Consider the following 14,746-nt stretch of genomic DNA (forward strand, 5'->3'; position numbering starts at 1 on the left):
TCACCGCAGGAAGGCGGCGGCGACGCCGGCGTCGACCGGGACGTGCAGGCCGGTGGTGTGGGTGAGTTCGCCGCCGGTCAGCGCGAAGACGGCGTTCGCGACGTGCTCGGGCAGCACCTCCCGCTTGAGCAGGGTGCGCTGGGCGTAGAACTCGCCGAGTCTGTCCTCGGGCACCCCGTAGACGGCGGCGCGCTGCGCGCCCCAGCCGCCCGCGAAGATCCCGGAGCCGCGGACGACCCCGTCGGGGTTGACCCCGTTGACGCGGATGCCGTGCTCGCCCAGTTCGGCGGCGAGCAGACGGACCTGGTGGGCCTGGTCGGCCTTGGTGGCGGAGTAGGCGATGTTGTTCGGACCGGCGAAGACCGCGTTCTTGGAGGCGATGTAGACGATGTCGCCGCCCAGCCGCTGCGCGGTCATCACCCGGGCCGCCTCGCGGGAGACGAGGAAGGAGCCGCGCGCCATGATGGCGTGCTGGAGGTCCCAGTCCTTCGCGGAGGTCTCCAGCAGCGGCTTGGAGACCGAGATCCCGGCGTTGTTGACGACGAGGTCCACGCCGCCGAAGGCGAGGACGGCGGCCCGGAAGGCGGCCCGGATCTGCTCCTCGTCGGTGACGTCCACGGTGACGGCCACGGCCTTGTCGCCGCCGCCGATCTCTTCGGCGACGGCGGTGGCGTTCCCGGCGTTCAGGTCGGCGACGACCACGCAGGCTCCCTCGCCGGCGAGCCGGCGGGCGATGGCCCGGCCGATCCCGCTGCCCGCGCCGGTGACCAGCGCGATACGGGTGGCCAGCGGTTTGGGCTCCGGCATCCGCCGGAGCTTGGCCTCCTCCAGCGCCCAGTACTCGATGCGGAACTTCTCCGCCTCCTCGATCGGCGCGTAGGAGGAGACGGCCTCGGCGCCGCGCATCACGTTGATGGCGTTGACGTAGAACTCGCCGGCCACACGTGCGGTCTGCTTGTCCTTGCCGAAGGAGAACATGCCCACGCCCGGGACCAGGACGATCGCCGGGTCGGCGCCGCGCATGGCGGGGGAGCCGGGCTCGGCGTGACGCTCGTAGTAGGCGGCGTACTCCTCGCGGTAGGCGCTGTGCAGCTCCTCCAGCCGGGCCACGGCCTCGTCGAGGGGGGCGGTGGCGGGAAGGTCGAGGACCAGCGGACGCACCTTGGTGCGCAGGAAGTGGTCGGGGCAGGAGGTGCCGAGCGCGGCGAGCCTGGGGTGCTCGGCGCGGGCGAGGAAGTCCAGTACGGCCTCGCAGTCGGTGAAGTGCCCGACCTGCGGCCGGTCCTGCGAGGCGAGGGCGCGCACGTGCGGCGCCAGCGCGGCGGCGCGCTCGCGGCGCTCGGCCTCGGGCAGCGCCTGGTGGCCCGCGGTCACCGGGCCGAACGGCTCGGGCCTGCCGTGGGCGTCGAGGAAGGCCTGGGCGGTGCGGATGATGTACAGGGAGTTCTGTTCGCACTCCTCGGAGGTGTCGCCCCAGGCGGTGATGCCGTGCCCGCCGAGGATGCAGCCGACGGCCTGCGGGTTGGCCGCCTTGACGGCGGCGATGTCCAGTCCCAGCTGGAAGCCGGGCCGCCGCCAGGGCACCCACACCACGCGGTCGCCGAAGCACTCGGCGGTCAGTTTCTCCCCGTCGGCGGCGCAGGCCAGCGCGATGCCGGAGTCGGGGTGGAGGTGGTCCACGTGCGGCGCGTCGACCAGTGCGTGCATCGCGGTGTCGATGGAGGGGGCGGCGCCGCCCTTGCCGTGCAGGCAGTAGTCGAACGCGGCGACCATCTCGTCCTCGCGCTCGACGCCCGGGTAGACGCCGGTGAGTGCCCGCAGCCGGTCCAGCCGGAGCACGGCGAGCCCGGCCTCGCCGAGGGTGCCGAGGTCACCGCCGGAGCCCTTCACCCACATCAGTTCCAGGTCGCCCCCGGTCACCGGGTCGGTGGCGGTGCCCTTCGCGGACGCGTTGCCGCCGGCGTAGTTGGTGTTGCGGGGATCGGCGCCCAACCGGTGGGAACGGTCGAGGAGGGCGGCGGCTTCGGGGTGAACAGCCATGTCTGTCCGGTCCTTTCGAACGGGGGAGGAGTGAAGCGCCCCGAAAGGGCGCGGGGGGCTGCGCCTTCAAACAGGGCCTGAGCGAAGCGCCCCCGAAGGGGCGCGGGGAACTGCGCGATCAACCACGACCGAGCCGCACCCGGCAACGGACCGGAACCCGGCACACGCGCCGCCGGAGCCGGGAACCCGGCACACGCGGCACCACAGCCGGCGACCCGGCCCGCCCGGCCGTGCTCACGCTCCCCACCCCGCCTGCCGCCCGCCCACCCGTTCGGCGACGATCTTCTCCGCCCACCCGGACCGCCGGTAGGCGTCCAGCGGCTCGGGGTCCAGCCCCATCTCCTCGCGCACCTCCCGGAGCAGGGGCCGCACATCGGTGTTGTACGCGTCCATGAGGACGGCGTTGGCCTCCAGCACGTCCCCCGCGGCCTGGGCGGCGGACAGGGCCGCACGGTCGACCAGCAGCGCCTTGGCCGTGGCCTCCTGGACGTTCATCACGGACCGGATGATCGCCGGGATCTTCGCCTCGATGTTGTGGCACTGGTCGAGCATGAAGGCGACCCCGGGCACCAGCCCGCCGCCGCGGACGACCTCGTACATGATCCGGAAGAGCTGGAAGGGGTCGGCGGCGCCGGCCATCAGGTCGTCGTCGGCGTAGAAGCGCGAGTTGAAGTCGAACCCGCCGAGCCTGCCCTCGCGCAGCAGCGTCGCCACGATGAACTCGATGTTGGTGCCCGGCGCGTGGTGCCCGGTGTCGACGACGACCTGGGCCCTGGGCCCGAGCTTGAGGCAGTGGGCGTAGGCGGTGCCCCAGTCGGGGACGTCGGTGGTGTAGAAGGCGGGCTCGAAGAGCTTGTACTCCAGCAGCATCCGCTGGTCCTCGCCGAGCCGTTCGTAGACCTCGGCGAGGCCCTCGGCGAGCCGGTCCTGCCGGCCGCGGATGTCGTCCTGGCCCGGGTAGTTGGTGCCGTCGGCGAACCACAGCTTGAGGTCGCGCGACCCGGTCGCGTCCATGATGCCGACACACTCCAGCAGGTGGCCGACGGCCTTGCGGCGCACCGCCGCGTCCGGGTGGCAGATGCTGCCCAGCCGGTAGTCGTCGTCCTGGAAGGTGTTGGAGTTCACCGCGCCCAGCCGCACGCCCAGCTCTTCGGCGTGCGCGGCGAGCGCCGCGTAGTCCTCGACCCGGTCCCAGGGGATGTGCAGGGCCACGGTCGGGGCGACGCCGGTGAACTCGTGCACCTTGGCCGCGTCGTCGAGTTTCTCGAACGGGTCGCGGGGCACGCCGGCTTGGGCGAACACCTTGAAGCGCGTCCCCGAGTTCCCGTACGCCCACGACGGTGTCTCGACGGCCTGGGTCTTGAGCGCGGCCTTCACCGCGGCGAGCTCGGTCACTTCAGGGCTCCTGTGACGTCGGTCGGAAAGTCTCCTGGACGACTTCCGTGTGAAACGATTCAGAACGGGAAGCTAGGGGCCCCCGGCGGAGGTGTCAACCCTCCCCGCGCGGGCCGCTGTCCGTGATGCTGCCGTGACCTTCAGGCGTGGCGAGATTTTCGACCCCTACCCATTGACGTGACGTGGGCTACATGCCTAACGTCCCGGCAACCCAGTTGAAACCTTTCACGGCGTGATGCGGCTCTTCGGCCCGCGCCGTCGAGGAGCCCCCAATGACCCACCCGTCCCACACGGGTCCGGCCCCGGTGCTGGCGCTGAAGGACATCTCGAAGTCCTTCGGCGCGGTGCGCGCACTCAGGAACGTGTCCCTGCAACTGTTCCCCGGGGAGGTGCACGCCCTCGCCGGGGAGAACGGTGCCGGCAAGTCGACCCTCATCAAGACCCTCGCCGGGGTGCACCGGCCGGACGCCGGCCAGGTGCTGCTCGACGGCGAGCCCGTCACCTTCCAGGGCCCCGGCGACGCCCGCGACGCCGGCATCGCCGTCATCTACCAGGAACCGACCCTCTTCCCCGACCTGTCGATCGCCGAGAACATCTTCATGGGCCGCCGGCCCCGGCGCTCGCTGGGCCGCATCGACCACAAGGCCACCCGCGCGGCCACCGCCGCCCTGATGCGGCGCCTGGGCGTCGACCTCGACCCCGACCGGCCCGCCCGCGGCCTGTCCATCGCCGACCAGCAGATCGTCGAGATCGCCAAGGCACTCTCCTTCGACGCCCGCGTCCTGATCATGGACGAGCCGACCGCCGCGCTGACCGGCAGCGAGGTCGCCCGCCTCTTCGGCGTCGTGCGCACCCTGCGCGACCAGGGCGCCGCCGTCCTGTTCATCTCGCACCGCCTGGAGGAGATCTTCGAGATCTGCCGGCGGGTGACCACCCTGCGCGACGGGGCCTGGGTCGCCAGTGAACCGCTGACGGGCATGAGCGAGGACGACCTGGTGCGCCGCATGGTCGGCCGCGACCTCGACGAGCTGTACCCCAAGCAGGACGTCACCCCGGGCGAGGTCGCCCTCAGCGTGCGCCGGCTCACCCGCGAGGGCGTCTTCACCGACATCTCCTTCGAGGTGCGGCGCGGCGAGATCGTCGGCCTCGCCGGACTGGTCGGCGCCGGCCGCACCGAGGTCGCCCGCGCCGTGTTCGGCGTCGACCGCTGGGACGCGGGCGAGGTCGAGGTCGACGGCCGCGCCCTCACCAACGGTGCCCCCTCCACCGCGATGGCCGCCGGACTCGCCCTCGTCCCCGAGGACCGGCGCGCGCAGGGCCTCGTGATGGACATGTCGATCGAACGCAACATCGGCCTGACCGGACTGCGCACCACCGCCAGGGCCGGTCTGGTGGACCGCGGCGCCGAGCGCAGCCGCTCCCTGGACTGGGCGGTCCGGCTCCAGGTCAAGTACGCCCGGATCGCCGACGCCGTCTCCACCCTCTCGGGCGGCAACCAGCAGAAGGTCGTGCTCGCCAAGTGGCTCGCCACCGGCCCCAAGGTGCTCATCGTCGACGAACCCACCCGGGGCATCGACGTCGGCACCAAGGCCGAGGTGCACCGGCTGCTGAGCCGGCTGGCGGCCGACGGCGTCGCCGTGCTGATGATCTCCTCCGACCTGCCCGAGATCCTCGGCATGGCCGACCGCGTGCTCGTGATGCACGAGGGCCGGCTGACCGCCGAGATCCCCCGTTCCGACGCCACCGAGGAAACCGTGATGGCCGCAGCCACGGGGAGGGCCGCGTGACCGTGACCGCTCCCGACCCCGCCCCCACCGCCGAGGCGGCCAGGTCCGGCGGCACCCGCCTGGCCGACCGCGTGTTCAGGATGCGCGAACTCGCCATCCTGGCCGTCTTCCTGGTGATGATCGCCGTCACCCAGGCCGGCAACAGCGAGTTCCTCTCCCAGCAGGGCATCAAGGACCTCCTGCTCAACGCGACGATCCTGGTGCTCGTCGCCACCGGCCAGTCGCTGGTCGTCATCACCCGCAACGTCGACCTGTCGGTCGGCTCCACGCTCGGCATCACCGCGTTCGCCGCCGGCACCTACCTGCACGGCGGCGGGAACCCGCTGGTGGCCGTCGTCCTCGCGGTGCTCCTCGGCGTGGGCTGCGGTCTGCTCAACGGCCTGCTCGTCAGCCTGGGCCAGGTGCCCGCCCTCGTCGTCACCCTCGGCATGCTGTACATCATCCGCGGCGTCGACTCCATCTGGGTGGGCTCCCGCCAGATCACCGCGGCCGACCTGCCCGGCGGCTTCGTCGACTTCGGCTCGGGCGGCGTGTGGGCGGTCCCCTACCTCGCGCTGATCGCCCTGGTTCTCCTGGCCGGCACCGCCTACTACCTCAAGCACTTCGGCAGCGGCCGCGAGCTGTACGCGCTCGGCTCCAACCCGGAGGCGGCACGGCTGGCCGGCATCCCGGTGCGCAGGCGGATCCTGGCCGCCTACACCTTCTGCGGCGCGCTCGCCGGTCTCGCGGGCGCCCTGTACCTCGCCCGGTTCGGCAACGTCGACTCCGGCACCGGCAACGGCTACGAACTCACCGTCGTCAGCGCGGTCGTGGTCGGCGGCGTCGTCTTCACCGGCGGCTCCGGCAGCGTCTACGGCGCGGCCCTCGGCGCCCTGCTGCTGACCTCGATCAACAGCGTGCTGCCCGCCCTCGGCGTCAGCTCCGTGTGGGTGCTCGCGATCAACGGCATCCTGCTCCTGCTCGCCATCGCCGTCGACCGGATCGTCGCGCTGCGCGTGGCCTCGGCCCTGAAGAAGAGGAACGCCCGCCATGGCTGACTTCTCCGCGTCCTCACTGACCCGAGCCGTGCGCTGGGACACCGTCGTCGGCGCCCTGCTCGTCGTGGTCCTGCTGTTCTCCTTCGGCTTCGTCGACGGCTTCGGCAACGCCCTCAACCTGTCCTTCCTCATCGGCAACACCCTGCCGATCGCGCTGATCGCGCTGCCGATGACCCTGCTCGTCGTCTCCGGCGAGATCGACCTGTCGGTCGCCTCCACCGCCGGTCTGTCCGGCGCGGTGATGGGCGCCCTGTGGAACCAGGGCATGACCATCGAGACGATCATTCCGCTGTGTCTGGTGCTCGGCGCGGGGTGCGGCCTGGTCAACGGCCTGCTGGTGACCAGGCTCGGGCTGCCCTCCCTCGCCGTGACCATCGGCACGCTGGCCGCCTACCGCGGCATCGCGCAGATCGTGCTCGGCTCCGACGCGGTCACCGACTTCCCCTCGCAGTACCTGGACTTCGCGGCCGGACGCCTCGGCGGCAGCTTCCTCCCGCAGGCCTTCCTGCCCTTCCTCGTCCTGCTGGCCGTCGCCGTCGTCACCCTGCACGCCACCCCGTTCGGCCGGTCGCTGTTCGCCATCGGCGCCGGCGAGGAGGCCGCCCGGTTCGCGGGCATCCGGGTCAAGCGGCACAAGCTGATCCTGTTCACCGCCACCGGCCTCATGTCCGCCCTGACCGGCGTCTTCTGGGCCCTGCACTACGCCAGCGCCCGCTACGACAACGCCACCGGTCTCGAACTCTCCGTCGTCGCCGCCGTGCTGCTCGGCGGCATCGACTTCGACGGCGGCAAGGGCACCCTCGGCGGCGCCGTCGCCGGTGTCTTCCTGCTCGGCGCGCTGCAGAACGTGATGAGCCTGCTGAACGTCTCCGCCCAGTCCCAGATCGTCGTCACCGGCGTCCTGCTGGTCGTCTCCGTGCTCGGCCCCCGGGTCGCCCGCCAGATCGCCCTCGCCCGGGCCGGGCGCCGTGCCGCGGAGCCGGGACCGCGGCCCGCCGCGGCCCCCGGACCACAGGCGCCCACCGCGGCCCCGTGACCGGCGCCACCACGATCTCGTCGAGCCCGTCCTCCCGTACCCGTAAGGAACCCTCATGCGCAGAGCCTCGATCCGCCGCACCGGCGCCGCCCTGGCCGCCGTCACCTCGCTCGCCCTCGCCCTGACCGCCTGCGGCGGCACCACCAAGAACGACGTGAGCAAGGACGGCGGCGCGGCGGCCGCCCCGGCCGGCAAGGCGGACCCGAACGCCGCCACCAAGAAGGGCCTGACCGTCGGCTTCCTGCCCAAGCAGGTCAACAACCCCTACTTCACCACCGCCGACGACGGCGGCCAAAAGGCCCTGGAGGAACTGGGCGAGAAGTACAAGGAGGTGGGCCCCTCCAGCGCCACCGACACCTCCGGCCAGGTCTCCTACGTCAACACCCTCACGCAGCAGCAGGTCGACGCGATGGCCGTGTCCGCCCAGGACCCCGGCGCCCTGTGCACCGCGCTCAAGCAGGCCATGAGCAACAAGATCAAGGTCGTCACCTACGACTCGGACACCAAGCCCGAGTGCCGCAACGCGTTCATCTCCCAGGCCTCCGCCGACGACCTCGGCCGCACCGAGGTCCAGCTGCTGGCCGAGCAGATCGGCTACAAGGGCCGGATCGCGGTCCTGTCCGCCGCGCAGACCGCCACGAACCAGAACGCCTGGATCGACATCATGAAGCAGGAGCTGAAGGACCCCAGGTACAAGGACATCGAGCTGGTCAAGATCGCCTACGGCAACGACGACGCCCAGGCCTCCTTCCAGCAGACCCAGGGCCTGCTCCAGGAGTACCCGGACCTGAAGGGGATCATCTCCCCGACCACCGTCGGCATCAAGGCCGCCGCCCAGTACCTGTCCGGCTCCAAGTACAAGGGCAAGGTCAAGCTGACCGGCCTCGGCACACCGAACGACATGCGCAAGTACGTCAAGAACGGCACCGTGGACGCCTTCGAGCTGTGGGACCCGGCCAAGCTGGGCGAGCTGGCCGCGCGCACCGCCGTCGCCCTGGCCTCCGGGCAGATCACCGGCAAGGAGGGCGAGACCTTCAAGGCCGGCGGCATGGGGTCGTACACCATCGGCAAGGACGGCGTGATCGACCTCGGCAAGCCGACCGTCTTCGACGCCAAGAACATCGACCAGTACGACTTCTGACCCCCGGGCGGTACCTCTCATGCAGCGCGTCTGTTTCCTCCTCGAGATCCGCGAGGACCGGATCGCCGAGTACCGCGCCCGCCACGCGGCCGTGTGGCCCGAGATGCGCGAGGCGCTCTCGGCCACCGGCTGGCACAACTACTCGCTCTTCCTGCGCGAGGACGGCCTCCTCGTCGGCTACCTGGAGACCGAGGACTTCGAGGCGGCCAGGGCCGCCATGGAGGCCACCGACGTCAACGCCCGCTGGCAGGCGGAGATGGCGCCGTTCTTCGCCTCGCCGGACGGCGCCCGGCCCGACGAGGCCATGAAGCCCCTCACCGAGGTCTTCCACCTCGCCTGACCCCCGGAGCAGCGCATGAGAGCGTCGGTCACCCCACGCGGCCGCGGCCGGCCGCACGCTCCGCCCACCCGGCACGAGGACGCCGGGGCACCGGCCGGCACCACCGGCGGCCCCCGCCGGGCCGGCGTCACCCGGCCCGGCGCGGCCCTCGGCCCGCCGCGGCGCGGGGCAGCCCGGCGGGACCGGTCCGGCGGCTCTCCTGGTTCTCCGGCACGGGCCGGTGCCCTCGTCCGCCCCGCCCCCGGCCGCCTCGGCCCCCGCACCGCCCCCTGCGCGGCCGCCCGCCGCACCGCGCACGGCAGCGCCGTCCGCCACCGGCCAAGGCCCGGGAGCACCACGCCCCCACCGCCGCACGTCGCAGGCTGCGCGCTGCCCGTCTGATCCGCTCGGGCGTGCGGGGATGACGGTAACCTGATGGCCCGCCCGCCGCCCACATCCCTCATGGAGGTCCCGCTCCGATGTCCCAGTCGGTGGGTATCAAGGACGTCGCCCGTGCCGCCGGTGTCTCCGTGGGCACCGTCTCGAACGTCATCAACCGCCCCGAGACCGTCGCCACCGAGACCCGCGCCCGGGTGCTCTCGGCCATCGACCGGCTCGGCTACGTCCGCAGCGAGTCCGCACGCCAACTGCGCGCGGGCCGCAGCCGGATCATGGGCCTGCTCGTGCTCGACATGGGCAACCCGTTCTTCGTCGACGTCGCCCGCGGCGCGGAGCGGGCCGCCCGCGACGCCGGGCTGGGCGTGATGGTCTGCAACAGCGCCCAGAGCATCGGCGAGGAGGCCGAGTACCTCGCGCTCTTCGCCGAACAGCGGGTCCGCGGCGTGCTGCTCACCCCCACCGACGCCACCGGCCGCAACATCGCGGCCTTCCGCCGCCACAACATCCCCTTCGTCCTGGTCGACCGGGTCGCCGAGGGAGCCACCGAGTGCTCGGTCTCCGTCGACGACGTGGCGGGCGGCGCCCTGGCCGTACGGCACCTCGTGGACGCCGGGCACCGCTCCATCGCCTACGTCAGCGGCCCGCCCGGCCTCAACCAGGTCCGCGACCGCCGCACCGGCGCCCTGACCGCGCTCGCGGAGGCGGGACTCGGCCCCGACGTGCTGCGCGAACTGCCCACCGAACGCCTCGACGTCGCCGCCGGCCGCGACGCCGGAGCCCGGCTGCTCGGCCTCGCCGACCGGCCCACCGCCGTGTTCTGCGCCAACGACCTGCTCGCCCTGGGCGTCCTGCAGGCCATGTACGCGGCCGGCGTGGGCGTCCCCGACGACCTCGCCATCGTCGGCTACGACGACATCGAGTTCGCCGCCGCCGCGGCCGTCCCGCTCACCTCGGTCCGCCAGCCCGCCGTCACCCTGGGCGCCCTGGCGGCCGGACTGCTGCTGGAGGAGACGGAGACCCGGGGCGGCCCCGAGACGCACGAGCACCGGCGGGTGGTGCTCCAGCCCGAACTGGTGGTCCGCAGCTCCACCCTCCCCGGCCGCTGACCGGCCGTTCAGCACGTTTCCCCCTCCCGCCGACCCGGGGGCGCGGCGGCATGTGCTCCACTGGGACGCGGCCGTAGCACCTCCGTCCTGGGAGAACCGTTGACCGTCAGCTACCACCAGCCCGGCGTCGTCCTCACCGACCGCTTCTTCACCGTGCCGCTCGACCACGACGACCCGGCGGGGGAGACGATCCAGCTCTACGCGCGTGCGGTGGCCGCCCGTGACAAGGCCGACCGCGACCTGCCGTGGCTGCTCTACCTCCAGGGCGGCCCCGGCTTCGGGGCGAACCGGTTCATCGGCAGGCAGGCCTGGCTCGGCCGGGCCCTGCAGGAGTACCGCGTCCTCCTCCTCGACCAGCGCGGCACCGGCCGCTCCACCCCCGCCAACCGCCAGACCCTCCCGCTGCGCGGCGGCCCGGCCGCACAGGCCGACTACCTCACCCGCTTCCGCGCCGACTCCATCGTCCGCGACTGCGAGGCGATCCGCCCCGAGGTCACCGGCGGCGCACCCTGGACCGTCCTGGGCCAGAGCTTCGGCGGCTTCTGCACCGTCCACTACCTCTCCACCCACCCCGAAGGCCTCGACACCGCCCTGATCACCGGCGGCCTGCCCGCCCTGGACGCACACGCCGACGACGTCTACCGCGCCGCCTACCCGCGCATGGAGCGCAAGGTCGCCGCGCACTACGCCCGCTACCCGCAGGACGTCGCCCGCGCCCGCGAGATCGCCGAACACCTCCTCACCCACGACGTGGTGCTCCCCGGCGGACACCGGCTGACCGCCGAGGCCTTCCAGTCCCTGGGCATCATGCTCGGCGGCGCGGACGGCAGCCACCGCCTCCACTTCCTCCTGGAGCAGGCGTTCGTCCCCACCCCCGGCGGACCGGCCCTCTCCGACGCCTTCCAGGAGGAGGTCCGCGGCGCGCTGTCCTACGCCGCCCACCCGCTCTACGCCCTCGTCCACGAGGCCATCTACGCCCAGGACAGCCGGCCCACCGCCTGGTCGGCCGAGCGGGTGCGCGCCGAGTTCCCCCAGTTCGACGCGGCCAAGGCGCTCGCCGGGGACGGGCCGCTGCTGTTCACCGGCGAGACCGTGCACCCCTGGACGTTCGACTGCGACCCCGCGCTGCGGCCGCTGCGCGAGTGCGCCGACCTGCTCGCCGCCCGCACCGACTGGCAGCCCCTGTACGACCCGGCCCGGCTCGGCGCCAACGAGGTCCCGGTCGCCGCCGCCGTCTACCACGACGACATGTACGTCGACACCGGCCACGCCCTGGCCACCGCCCGCGCCGTGCGCGGCCTGCGCACCTGGGTCACCGACGAGTTCGAGCACGACGGGGTGCGGGCCGGCGGCCCCCGCGTTCTCGACCGGCTCCTCGCCCTCGCCCGCGACGACGCCTGACACCGGCCCGCCCCCCCGGCGCCGGGGTGCCGCGAGGAGAACGCCCGGGGCCGGGGCGCCGCGGGTGTGAACGCCAGGTGCCGAGGGGGCGGTCGGGCTCCCCGGCCCCGCGGGTGGGTCAGGGCTTGACGAGAACCTTGAGTGCCTTGCGGTCGGCCATGTCCTGGTAGCCGGCCGGGACGCCGTCGAGGCCGGTCGTGGCGTCGAAGACCTTCCCGGGCCGGATCGTGCCGTCGAGGATGTCGGGCATGAGTTCCTCGATGTAGGCGCGCACGGGCGCGGGGCCTCCGGCGAGGCGGACGTTGTGGCGGAAGAGGCTGCCGAAGCCGACGGGCGCGTCCTCGTACTGGGGGACGCCGACGCGGCTGATCACGCCGCCGGGGCGGACGGCACCGAGGGACTGCTCGTAGGCGGGCATGTTGCCGACGCATTCGAGGACCACGTGCGTGCCGTGCCCGCCGGTCAGCTCACGGACGGCCTCGACGCCTTCCTCGCCACGGGCGGAGACGACGTCGGTGGCGCCGAACTCGCGGCCGAGGTCGGTGCGCGCCCGGTGGCGGCCCATGAGGATGATCTGCTCCGCCCCGAGCCGCTTGGCGGAGAGCACCGCGAGCAGGCCGACGGCGCCGTCGCCGACCACGGTGACGCGCGTGCGCTCGCCGACCCCGCCCGCCACGGCGGCGTGGTGGCCGGTGCCGAGGACGTCGGAGAGGGTCAGCAGGGACGGGACGAGGGCGGAGTCCGCCGCGACGGGCAGCTTGACCAGGGTGCCGTCGGCCAGCGGGACGCGGACGGCATCGGCCTGGCCGCCTTCTTCCGGCTCTCCGTCCCAGAAGCCGGCCTGCGGGTGGGCGCAGGAGGTGTGCAGGCCCTCGCGGCAGAACTCGCAGGCGTTGTCGGAGATCGCGAACGGGGCGACGACGAGGTCGCCGCGCTCGACCGTGGTGACCTCCGATCCGGTGTCCTCGACGACGCCGATGAACTCGTGGCCCATGCGGACCGGGCCGTCCTCGGGGTTCATCGAGCCGTAGGGCCACAGGTCGCTGCCGCAGATGCAGGACGCGGTGATCCGGACCAGGGCGTCGGTGGGCAGCCTGACGGCGGAGTCGGGGACGTTCTCGACGCGGACGTCGCCGGCGCCGTACATGAGGGTTGCGCGCATGAGGTGCTCTCCGGTGGGGGGATCGGGTGGTTCGAAGGTGCGGGTCGGTGGTTCCTGGGCGAGTGCGCGCCCCGGCCGTTCTCAACCCTGACGGGCACGGCCGGCGGGCGCACCCGGAAGCTCCTGGGAGCCGGCCGCGGTGCCGCGGCCGCGGTCCGCGCGGAGGACGGTGGTGGGGATCGGGGCAGAGCGGCGACGGCGGTGCCGGCGACGGCGGGGCCGGTGGGGCCCGGGCCGGAGCCGAGGGCCCGCTGCGAGGACCTTCCGGTGCCGTGCGATCACAGGCACCGGACACCGTCCGCCGATCGGCCCCCACCCCGCTGGCAGCTATCGGACTCCTCGCCTCCCTCGCGGTCCTCCGCCCGGCCGACGGAGTCCGACCGGCCTCGCTGAGCCGGCCGTCCGCGGACGTCCACCCCGCGCGACCGGGCAGCCGTCCAAGGGCGTCCACCCTCGCGACCGGGCAGCCGTCCACGGGCGGCCTTCCCCGCGACCGGGCCCGCGTCCGCCGGGCCGGTCCCCGTCCGCCGCCGTAATTCACTTGCCCCGGCCCCGGGCCGCCGCTGCACTGAGGGCAGACACCGCGCGTCGTGGCGTCGGCAACCCGGGGAGGCAGCGGCGACCATGGACATCCGTCCCACGACCGACAGGGATCTCGGCGTCTTCGTCGACACCGTCCACGCCGCGTTCGGGCGCTTCCCGGAAACCCCCGTCGAGGGCGGCGGGCTGTGGTGGTCGGCGCTCGAGACGGACCGCTGCCTGCTCGCGCTGACCGCGGACGGGCGGCCCGTCGGCACCGCCGCCGCGCACTCCTTCGAGCTGACCCTGCCCGGTGGGAACCTGGTCCCCGCCGCCGGGGTGACCGCGGTCGGTGTCCTCCCCTCGCACCGGCGCCAGGGCGTGCTCACCGCGATGATGCGGCACCAGCTCGACGAGCTGCGGGCCCGGGGGGAGTTCCTTTCCGTGCTGCTGGCCTCCGAGGCCCCGATCTACGGCAGGTACGGCTACGGACCGGCGACCTACACGGCGCGGCTGACGGTGCCGCGTCACGGGGCCGCCCTCGCCGTCCCCCGGGCGCGCGCGGTGGCCGGCGCACCAGCGGCCGGCCCGGACGACGGCTCGGTCGAGATCCTGCGGCGTGCCGAGTGCGGAGCGATCCTGGAAGAGGTCTACGACCGGTACCGCCGCGCCCAGCCCGGCGCGCTGTCCCGGCCGCACCGCTGGTGGGCCCTGCGCGCGGGACAGCCCCCGGTCTCGCCGGCGGCGCGCCACGTCGCTGTGCACCGGGACGCCGACGGTGTCCCGGACGGGTACGCCAGCTACTCGGTCGAGTCCGGCACCCTGACGGTCGACGAGACCATCGCCGCCGACGACGCTGTCTTCACGGCCCTGGCCCGGTTCGCACTCGGCCACGACCTGGTCTCCCAGGTGGTGTTCAGGCACGTCCCGCCCGGTCACCCGCTGCGCTGGCGGTTCGCGGACTTCCGGGCCGGCGAGGTGAGTGGCGACACCGACTGGCTCTGGGTGCGGCTGCTGGACGTCCCGCGCGCGCTGACCGCGCGCGGCTGGTTCACCGACGGCGAACTCGTCCTCGCTCTCCACGACCCGTTCCTCGGCGGACACGACCGCTACCTGCTGACCGTCCGGGACGGCGAGGCGAACTGCGCCCCGACGGACCGCGAGCCCGACCTGTCCCTGGACATCGGCGACCTGGGCGCCGTCTACCTCGGCGGCACCGCTCCGAGCACGCTCGTACGCGCCGGACACGTCCGGGCCCACCGCCCGGGCGCGGTCACCCTCGCCGACGCCCTCTTCCGCGCCGAGCGCGCCCCGCACTGCCTGCACTGGTTCTGACCGCGCCCGCGGCCCCGGACGGCCTCGCCGGCCGGACGGGCCCTGCGCCGTCCGCGCTTTCCTGACCGT

At 73.4% G+C, this 14,746-nt stretch carries 11 protein-coding genes; 8 read left to right on the forward strand and 3 right to left on the reverse strand.

Annotated elements, in window-relative coordinates; all coding sequences use genetic code 11:
- Complete coding sequence (locus ABZ719_RS20040) at window positions 1–2,040, reverse strand: bifunctional aldolase/short-chain dehydrogenase (protein ID WP_366726517.1); 2,040 nt, start codon at window positions 2,038–2,040, stop codon at window positions 1–3.
- A 234-nt stretch (window positions 2,041–2,274) separates the two neighbouring features.
- Window positions 2,275–3,435 (reverse strand): L-rhamnose isomerase, encoded by a 1,161-nt coding sequence (rhaI, locus tag ABZ719_RS20045; RefSeq protein ID WP_366726518.1) that lies wholly within the window; start codon window positions 3,433–3,435, stop codon window positions 2,275–2,277.
- A 272-nt stretch (window positions 3,436–3,707) separates the two neighbouring features.
- Here rhaI and ABZ719_RS20050 point away from each other — a divergent pair, with 272 nt between their 5' ends.
- From ABZ719_RS20050 to ABZ719_RS20080, 7 genes are all read left to right on the forward strand, one after another.
- A complete protein-coding gene (locus ABZ719_RS20050; RefSeq protein ID WP_366726519.1) occupies window positions 3,708–5,222 on the forward strand; it encodes a sugar ABC transporter ATP-binding protein in 1,515 nt (504 codons plus the stop codon).
- Window positions 5,219–6,259 (forward strand): ABC transporter permease, encoded by a 1,041-nt coding sequence (locus ABZ719_RS20055; protein ID WP_366726520.1) that lies wholly within the window; start codon window positions 5,219–5,221, stop codon window positions 6,257–6,259. Before ABZ719_RS20050 ends, ABZ719_RS20055 begins: the two co-directional genes overlap by 4 nt.
- The gene (locus ABZ719_RS20060; RefSeq protein ID WP_366726521.1) at window positions 6,252–7,295 is read left to right on the forward strand and encodes an ABC transporter permease; all 1,044 of its coding nucleotides are present in this window, start codon (window positions 6,252–6,254) and stop codon (window positions 7,293–7,295) included. The genes ABZ719_RS20055 and ABZ719_RS20060 overlap by 8 nt, the downstream gene beginning before the upstream one ends.
- Before the next feature lie 55 nt (window positions 7,296–7,350).
- Window positions 7,351–8,436 carry a rhamnose ABC transporter substrate-binding protein gene (gene rhaS / locus ABZ719_RS20065; protein WP_366726522.1) on the forward strand — a complete coding sequence of 362 codons (1,086 nt, stop codon included), beginning with the start codon at window positions 7,351–7,353 and terminating at the stop codon, window positions 8,434–8,436.
- A 19-nt stretch (window positions 8,437–8,455) separates the two neighbouring features.
- The gene (locus ABZ719_RS20070) at window positions 8,456–8,776 is read left to right on the forward strand and encodes an L-rhamnose mutarotase (protein ID WP_366726523.1); all 321 of its coding nucleotides are present in this window, start codon (window positions 8,456–8,458) and stop codon (window positions 8,774–8,776) included.
- Between the two features lie 458 nt (window positions 8,777–9,234).
- The gene (locus tag ABZ719_RS20075; RefSeq protein WP_366726524.1) at window positions 9,235–10,260 is read left to right on the forward strand and encodes a LacI family DNA-binding transcriptional regulator; all 1,026 of its coding nucleotides are present in this window, start codon (window positions 9,235–9,237) and stop codon (window positions 10,258–10,260) included.
- Between the two features lie 99 nt (window positions 10,261–10,359).
- Window positions 10,360–11,661, forward strand: a complete 1,302-nt coding sequence (locus tag ABZ719_RS20080) for an alpha/beta fold hydrolase (protein ID WP_366726525.1) — start codon at window positions 10,360–10,362, stop codon at window positions 11,659–11,661.
- A gap of 118 nt (window positions 11,662–11,779) precedes the next feature.
- Here ABZ719_RS20080 and ABZ719_RS20085 read toward each other — a convergent pair whose 3' ends face one another.
- Window positions 11,780–12,823, reverse strand: coding sequence for an alcohol dehydrogenase catalytic domain-containing protein (locus ABZ719_RS20085; RefSeq protein WP_366726526.1), 1,044 nt, complete (start codon window positions 12,821–12,823; stop codon window positions 11,780–11,782).
- Between the two features lie 624 nt (window positions 12,824–13,447).
- Between ABZ719_RS20085 and ABZ719_RS20090 the strand changes: the two genes are divergently transcribed.
- Window positions 13,448–14,677: a GNAT family N-acetyltransferase gene (locus ABZ719_RS20090; protein WP_366726527.1), complete on the forward strand. Its 1,230-nt coding sequence runs from the start codon at window positions 13,448–13,450 to the stop codon at window positions 14,675–14,677.
- The last annotated feature ends 69 nt before the right edge of the window (window positions 14,678–14,746 follow it).

Origin of the sequence: Streptomyces sp. NPDC006743 (assembly GCF_040703815.1) — a bacterium.
In the GTDB taxonomy this organism is placed as follows: Bacteria; Actinomycetota; Actinomycetes; order Streptomycetales; family Streptomycetaceae; genus Streptomyces.

Coding starts and splice junctions, on each gene's coding strand:
- rhaS (WP_366726522.1), top strand. CDS start 7,351: ATGCGCAGAGCCTCGATCCGCCGCACCGGCGCCGCCCTGGCCGCCGTC.
- ABZ719_RS20085 (WP_366726526.1), bottom strand. CDS start 12,823: ATGCGCGCAACCCTCATGTACGGCGCCGGCGACGTCCGCGTCGAGAAC.
- ABZ719_RS20050 (WP_366726519.1), top strand. CDS start 3,708: ATGACCCACCCGTCCCACACGGGTCCGGCCCCGGTGCTGGCGCTGAAG.
- ABZ719_RS20090 (WP_366726527.1), top strand. CDS start 13,448: ATGGACATCCGTCCCACGACCGACAGGGATCTCGGCGTCTTCGTCGAC.
- ABZ719_RS20040 (WP_366726517.1), bottom strand. CDS start 2,040: ATGGCTGTTCACCCCGAAGCCGCCGCCCTCCTCGACCGTTCCCACCGG.
- ABZ719_RS20060 (WP_366726521.1), top strand. CDS start 6,252: ATGGCTGACTTCTCCGCGTCCTCACTGACCCGAGCCGTGCGCTGGGAC.
- ABZ719_RS20070 (WP_366726523.1), top strand. CDS start 8,456: ATGCAGCGCGTCTGTTTCCTCCTCGAGATCCGCGAGGACCGGATCGCC.
- ABZ719_RS20075 (WP_366726524.1), top strand. CDS start 9,235: ATGTCCCAGTCGGTGGGTATCAAGGACGTCGCCCGTGCCGCCGGTGTC.